4 protein-coding genes are annotated in these 6,853 nt (G+C 59.4%); all 4 read left to right on the top strand.

Annotated elements, in window-relative coordinates; genetic code table 11:
• The first annotated feature begins 205 nt into the window (after positions 1-205).
• The 4 genes from mgrA to BBX50_RS07260 all read left to right on the top strand — a co-directional run bounded on the left by mgrA (position 206) and on the right by BBX50_RS07260 (position 6,605).
• On the top strand, positions 206-1,234 hold the full coding sequence (gene mgrA, locus BBX50_RS07245) for an L-glyceraldehyde 3-phosphate reductase (protein WP_065774637.1): 1,029 nt from the start codon (positions 206-208) through the stop codon (positions 1,232-1,234).
• Positions 1,235-1,509: 275 nt separating this feature from the next.
• Positions 1,510-2,616 (top strand): TRAP transporter substrate-binding protein, encoded by a 1,107-nt coding sequence (locus tag BBX50_RS07250; RefSeq protein ID WP_065774638.1) that lies wholly within the window; start codon positions 1,510-1,512, stop codon positions 2,614-2,616.
• A gap of 145 nt (positions 2,617-2,761) precedes the next feature.
• Positions 2,762-3,175, top strand: coding sequence for a cupin domain-containing protein (locus tag BBX50_RS07255; RefSeq protein ID WP_065774639.1), 414 nt, complete (start codon positions 2,762-2,764; stop codon positions 3,173-3,175).
• A 304-nt stretch (positions 3,176-3,479) separates the two neighbouring features.
• Complete coding sequence (locus tag BBX50_RS07260; protein WP_065774640.1) at positions 3,480-6,605, top strand: hypothetical protein; 3,126 nt, start codon at positions 3,480-3,482, stop codon at positions 6,603-6,605.
• Positions 6,606-6,853: the final 248 nt, after the last annotated feature.

The following is a 6,853-nucleotide window of genomic DNA, read 5'->3' on the forward strand; positions in this document are numbered from 1 at the left end:
CCAAGGACTTGGGCTGGCTGGATTCCTGTGACAAGCACAGGAATGACGGAGGATTTCGTTGGCACCAAGCTTCCCTGGGAAGCTTTCAGTGATAAAGATGTCTTCGACAGTAAGCTTGGGTTTCCGTGATCGCGGGAACCCTTCTCGTTTAGAGGGATGGTGGGTCTTTGCCGCCGTCCGGACACGGATCGCGGAGGATTTGGCGATGACCTGGCTACCGGCGGAAAACCGCTACGACACCATGAAGTATAACCGCGTCGGACGCTCGGGCCTGAAGCTGCCGGCAATCTCGCTCGGGCTCTGGCACAATTTCGGCGGCGATACCCCGCACGACCGCAAGGTCGACATGTGCCGCACTGCCTTCGACCTCGGCATCACCCATTTCGACCTCGCCAACAATTACGGCCCGCCTCCGGGCTCGGCAGAGACCGCCTTCGGCGAAATCATGCGGACGGATTTCGCGCACCTGCGCGACGAGCTGATCATTTCATCCAAGGCCGGTTACGACATGTGGGCCGGTCCTTACGGCGAATGGGGCAGCCGCAAGTACATGATCGCCTCCTGCGACCAGAGCCTGAAGCGCATGGGTCTCGACTATGTCGACATCTTCTATTCGCATCGCTTCGACCCAGAGACGCCGCTTGAAGAGACCTGCGGCGCGCTCGATCATATCGTGCGCTCGGGCCGGGCGCTCTATGTCGGAATCTCCTCCTACAATTCACAGCGCACCCGTGAAGCGGCAGCCATCCTTAGGGAACTCGGCACGCCGTGCCTTATCCACCAGCCGAGTTATTCGATGCTCAACCGCTGGATCGAGGACGACGGGCTGATCCATACGCTCGAAGACCTCGGCATCGGCTCGATCGTGTTTTCGCCACTCGCCCAGGGCATGCTGACCACCAAGTATCTGCAGGGCATCCCGACCGACAGCCGCGCGGCGCAGAACCACTTCCTCAAGAAGGACTTCATCCGCCCTGAAATCATCGACAACATCCGCAAGCTGAACGGCATTGCCGAGAAGCGCGGCCAGACGCTGGCGCAGATGGCGCTCGCCTGGGTGCTGCGCAACGGCCGGATCACCTCGGCCCTGATCGGCGCCAGCCGCTCGGAACAGATCGTCGATTGTGTCAAGGCGCTCGAAAACGACACCTTCACAGCGGACGAACTGGCCGAGATCGATCTTTATGCGCGTGAGGCCGACATCAACCTCTGGGCCAAGTCAGCCGAGCGCTGATTTTGGCTGAAAACATTGATTTGCCTTCATTTTAGGCAAAATCATCCGCTTTCCGGCGCATTAGACAAAAGTCGAATGGATGCCGGAAAGCGCCTTCTAGACATGGTCCGGTGTTTCTGTAAGGTGCTGAAACGCCCGTCGATTGCGGCGCCGATTTGCGTCGTTTCGGCAGGTTAACGAGGAGGAGCCACCCTTGTCCGGGAAGGGGCCGGGTGGATTGATGGGTGGTGGTGCCGAACGCGCCCACCCTTTTGGCGAGAACTAGGGGAGGAACCATGGATCGCCGTTCATTTATCAAAAACGCAAGCCTCGGCGGCTTGGCGGCCGCAGGTGCCGCCGCGCTTGCGACGCCGGCCATCGCGCAGGCAAACCCCAAGGTCAACTGGCGCCTGGCGTCGTCGTTCCCGAAGTCGCTCGACACGATCTATGGCGGCGGCGAAGTGCTGGCGAAACACGTCTCCGAAGCGACCGACGGCGCTTTCCAGATCCAGGTCTTTGCTGCCGGCGAAATCGTGCCCGGCCTGCAGGCCGCTGATGCGGCTGCGGCCGGTACGGTCGAAGCCTGCCACACGGTCTCCTACTATTACTGGGGCAAGGACCCGACCTGGGCGCTTGGTGCGGCCGTTCCCTTCGCGCTCAACGCGCGCGGCATGAACGCCTGGCACTACCATGGCGGCGGTATCGATCTCTTCAACGAGTTCCTCGGCACGCAAGGGCTCGTCGGCTTCCCCAATGGCAACACCGGCGTGCAGATGGGCGGCTGGTTCCGCAAGGAAATCAAGACGGTCGCCGACATGCAGGGCCTGAAGATGCGCATCGGGGGTTTTGCCGGCAAGGTCGTCGAAAAGCTCGGCGTCGTGCCGCAGCAGATCGCCGGCGGCGACATCTATCCGGCGCTCGAAAAGGGCACGATCGACGCCGCCGAGTGGGTCGGTCCCTATGACGACGAGAAGCTCGGCTTCTACAAGGTCGCGCCCTACTACTACTATCCCGGCTGGTGGGAAGGTGGCCCGACGGTCCACGCCATGTTCAACAAGGCAGCTTTCGACGGCCTGCCGAAGAACTACCAGTCGCTGCTGCGCACCGCCTGCCAGGCGACCGACGCGAACATGCTGCAGAAGTACGACTACCTGAACCCATCGGCGATCAAGCGCCTGGTGGCTTCGGGTGCCAAGCTCAGCCCGTTCAGCGCCGAAATCCTGTCGGCCTGCTTCGACAAGGCGAACGAAGTCTATGCCGAAATGGAAGACTCGAACCCGACCTTCAAGAAGATCTGGGACTCGATCAAGGCCTTCCGCGGCGAGTACTACCTCAACGCCCAGATCGCCGAATACAACTACGATACCTTCATGATGATCCAGCAGCGCGGCGGCAAGCTCTAAGCCCCAGCCGATTGCTGATTGCAAAAGAGCCGCTCGCGACCACCGTCGCGGGCGGCTCTTCCGTTTCGGTCCGGATGGCGTATTGCGCGCGGCTGTGATCGGATTTCGTGGTAGGGTTGCTGCTTCTATGGAAGGAGGATGAACCATGCCAAACGAAGGCCAATCGGTCGTGCTCGGACCAGAGGAAGGCCGGCGCTACGACATGGGCGCGATCCAGGCGGTATTCAAAGCCGATGGAGCGGAGACCGCGGGCCGCTTTTCCATATCGGAATGGTGGCTCGAGGCCCGGCACGAAGGGCCGGGCGCCCACAAGCACGACGACAATGACGAAATCTTCTATGTGATCGAGGGTACGGCAAGCGTGCTCGTCGGCGACACCTGGCACCAGAAACCCAAGGGCTCGCTGTTCGTCATCCCGCGCGGCACGATGCATGACTTCAAGAACGAAAGCGAGGCGCGCATGGGGCTGCTCAACGTCTATGTCGGCGGCCCCTTCGAGGAGATGATGCCCATGATCGTCGACTGGTACCGCGACAATCCGGCCAAGCGGCTGGAGTGAACGGGCTTTGTCTGAGGCCAAAGGGCGGTTGGAACGCATTCAGTTTAAACCTACGGCCGAGCCGCTGGCCTGACGTATATTGCACGGTGTGCAAATTTTGGTAGTATTAGAGTTCGATAATAATGATGCCTGAGGTGAAAGCGATGCGTAAAGTTGCTTTGGCGCTGTTCCTGCTTGTCTCCGTCTTCGCATCCGCGGTGCCTTCAGGTTCCGCATTTTCGGCTGGACCATGCGACCCCAACATCCAGAAATGTTGAGTTCTAATATCTTGGTTACCTGAGGTCGCATTTGCGGGAGGGCAGATGTGAACGACAGCGTCGTCAATGTCTGGCCTCAGGACGTTCCCACGTCTCTCTGGAGCTATCACCTCATCCGGCCCGAGCAGCGCGATTTGTTGCCATTGATGGGTATGCGGTTAGAGTGGGATTTTGTCTTCGCCTTTCTTTTCGGCGCAGCCTTGGTCGCCCTGTTCGCCTGGCAGCGTTTCAGCCAACCCAGTTTCCATCCAGATGAGTTCGACTATGAAGTCGTAAAGAAGCTCGCGCCGACGCAATTGCGCGGCGGCGACGCCATGCGGCGCGCGTATTTCTACTATGCCGGAATCTTGGTCGCGGTTTACGCCGCACTCACCTTCTTCGGAGGACTGATCTTCAAGGCGGTGAACTACATTCCCATGGCGGGACTGGAGGTTGACATTGGCCGGGACACGTTGACCAGTCCGAGCTGGCCATTGACACTGGCTATCGGCATGGCGGGTTTTGCGCCTTTGTTGAGGCCCGTGGAGATCGTCGAAACCTGGCTGCGGCGGCAGGTGCATGGCTGGGCAGGGGTCCCGATGCAGCTTAAGGAGCGGACACGCCGCCTGCTGCTTACGCTCGATCAGTATGTCGGGCCGATTGTCGACGCAGCGATCCAGACGCGAGAGATTTCACCCTTGAAGAAGGGCCGAGCGAGTGGGGTTTCGTCTACCCCCAGAGCGGAGGGCGAGGGCGCGGGCCAAAATGACCCGGTGGCTTCCGGCGTGGCGGACAGTCCGCTGCTCAAGTCCGTGTCCAAAAAGCTGGATGACGTGAAGCCGTGGATGAGACTGCTTCTGCGACGCAGCGGTAACTTCGTTCCCCTTATCCGCAAGTGGAGCGAACTTGAAATCATGACCGCGGCAATCAAAGACCCGGGCTCCTGGCCCGACACGCTCGTTCTCGATGAACTGCAGCCCTTGGTACGCGAGCAACGGTTGGCAGCAGGCAGCGCACTGCTCGCTCTCGAGGACCTCATCGACTCCGTCTACCCGGAGCAAGGCAGGGAAGCGGCGGAAGTTCCCGCACCCAACCAAAATGCCAAAGACCAAAAAAATGCTCAGAACCCAGATGCTGTAAAAGAGGCGCAGGCCCGCCAACGCCGGCAACTGGAGACGATACTTGAGGACACGGTTGCGAAGATCGACAAATCCCGCCTCGAACTTGCGGCTATACTCGCCGTCTACGCCGAACGCAGTCCCTATCTGGAGGAGGCGAGCATATCCGGAGGCCAGAAGCCAGGCGCCGCAAGCAGTTTGAACGAAACGTTGAAAGTGGCGGTTATGGAGATTGCGCCTCCGGAGCAGCGTCTGGAGACGGGGTTCTGGGTCCTGATCATGCTCCCGCCGATCTTTTGCGCCTACGCGCTCATGACCCGGCTTGGTCTTCACTCGCCGCTGACTGACGTGGAGCTAACGGCGATGACGGTCTTCGCCACAGCCGCTCTCGAAACGCTGCAAGTCGCGGTCATCTTTTGGCTGCCCTTGCTCGCGGTCATGGCGCTCAAACAATATCTTACCGACATCGATAGACGCCAGCATCTCGGGAATTCTCACACGCGTCGGCAATCTGCCGAACGAATGATCTACTACATCGCCATCGCCAGCGTCGTGGCGGCCCTCGGACTGATGCTTGTCGCCATGTTCTGGATGGCATTGATTGCCGAGAATCCGGACCGCTTTCGAGACTTGCTCTATATGCGCAAGCAGTCGGCATTCGCGACTATGATCCCGAAGAGCCTGTGCGCCGGGATCTTCGCGTACTTTGTCGTGCGTGCATCTGAACGCGAGGTACCGGGAGGGCGGGCAGCAATTGCCTATGGGGCCGCCGCCGCAGCATTGACGGTATCGGTGGTGGTTGGCTTAAACCTGGCCTGGCTTTCTGGATGCCTGACCGATGTTAACTGCACACCTTGGGAATCGTTGGCGGACCAGTATCGCAAGCACGAGCGGCCGGTCTTCTATCGCATTTACAATCTCACCGATGCGATTGTTTGCTTTATCCTTGTCTTTGTCGCGGTCACCAATGCCGGGTGGCGGAGAACGTGGGCAACGCCACGGTCGGGCGCTGGCTCGCGATCGGTTATCTTTGTTGTGAGTTTCGCGATCGCCTTCACCTTCGGTAGCCCGGCTCTTTCTGATCAACCGGCCGAGCAGCCATCCAAAGGGTCGCTGATTGTTCGGGCAGGTTTTCGCTCGGATGCCGAGCCGTTTTCCTACAGGGCGGGTCCCATCGGTACGCGGCGCTACCGAGGCTACGCCGCCGATCTTTGCTATAGCATCTTTGCCGGCAGCGGCTACGTTTTGAAGGAGGTTCCGGTGACCGCCAGCGACCGGTTCAACGATTTTCGGACTGACCGTCCGGACGTGTCGGAGCCGATCGACATTCTTTGTGATCCCACCACGTTGCGGTACTGGAGAAACAACGAGGTGATAGACGGCTACTTCTCGCCGATCATATTCGTCACAGGCGTTTCCTATATTGTTCGGAGTGTGGCTCTTTCGCGCGCAGGCACCGACCTCGCTTATGTCGAGAACACAACCGCGGAACAGGTCGCGTTGCGTGCCTGCAATGTCGATTTCTTCGGTGTTGCCTCGTCCGAACAGACTCCGAAAAATTGCAGCAGGCGATTTAGTGGTTGTTCGCATCCGCCGAGCAAGGAAGCGTCCAAGAACATGCCGTTCATCAGACTCTGTTCCTTTCTGACCTACGATGCCCTCACCGAGTGGTTCTGCAAAAAGGGGGGGCGGCAGCAGGTCTACTTCGGCGATCGCGAAATCATTCAGGCGAAGTTCAATTCGTGGCGGATCGCCAGAGGATGCGAGGAGCAGGATGTCGAACGGTTCTCGTCGTTTTACACCTACGAGCCCTATGCCCTGCTTGTTTCGCGCGACCGGCCCGAACTTGCCAGGTTTGTTCAGCGCCGCATTTATGATTTCTTCTCGCACAGGGAGAAGGCGGTCAGTCTCTTCACAACTTATTTTCCGGGCGTTCAGATGTCGCCGATGATGGCTAATCTTATCCTCTTGAACGGCATAGACGAGCCAATGTACGAAACGGTTCCTAGTAACCTGTTTTCGGCGAAACAGCAGACCGGGGCGAATAATTGCCGCGGTAACGACCCGTGCCGATGACAATCTTCGTCGGGCTTGTGCCCCAACGCCTACCTGCCGCCTCGCTTTAACGAGAGCGACGTTTCGACGCGCCATGTCTGAAGCGCCGAAGGAAATCGGTTGAAACGAGAAAGGGCGGCCCGTGGGGCCGCCCAGACCGCTGACAAACCCGTCGATTTTTCGGCGGGTTTTGTTTTGTGGATTTGGTGCTGACGTTGGGGCGGGTTTCCGGGTGGCAAAAGTGGCGGCCTGCGCTCACGCCGGTCTCG

The sequence above is a fragment of the Ensifer sp. LC11 genome (assembly GCF_001695835.1).
In the GTDB taxonomy this organism is placed as follows: Bacteria; Pseudomonadota; Alphaproteobacteria; order Rhizobiales; family Rhizobiaceae; genus Ensifer.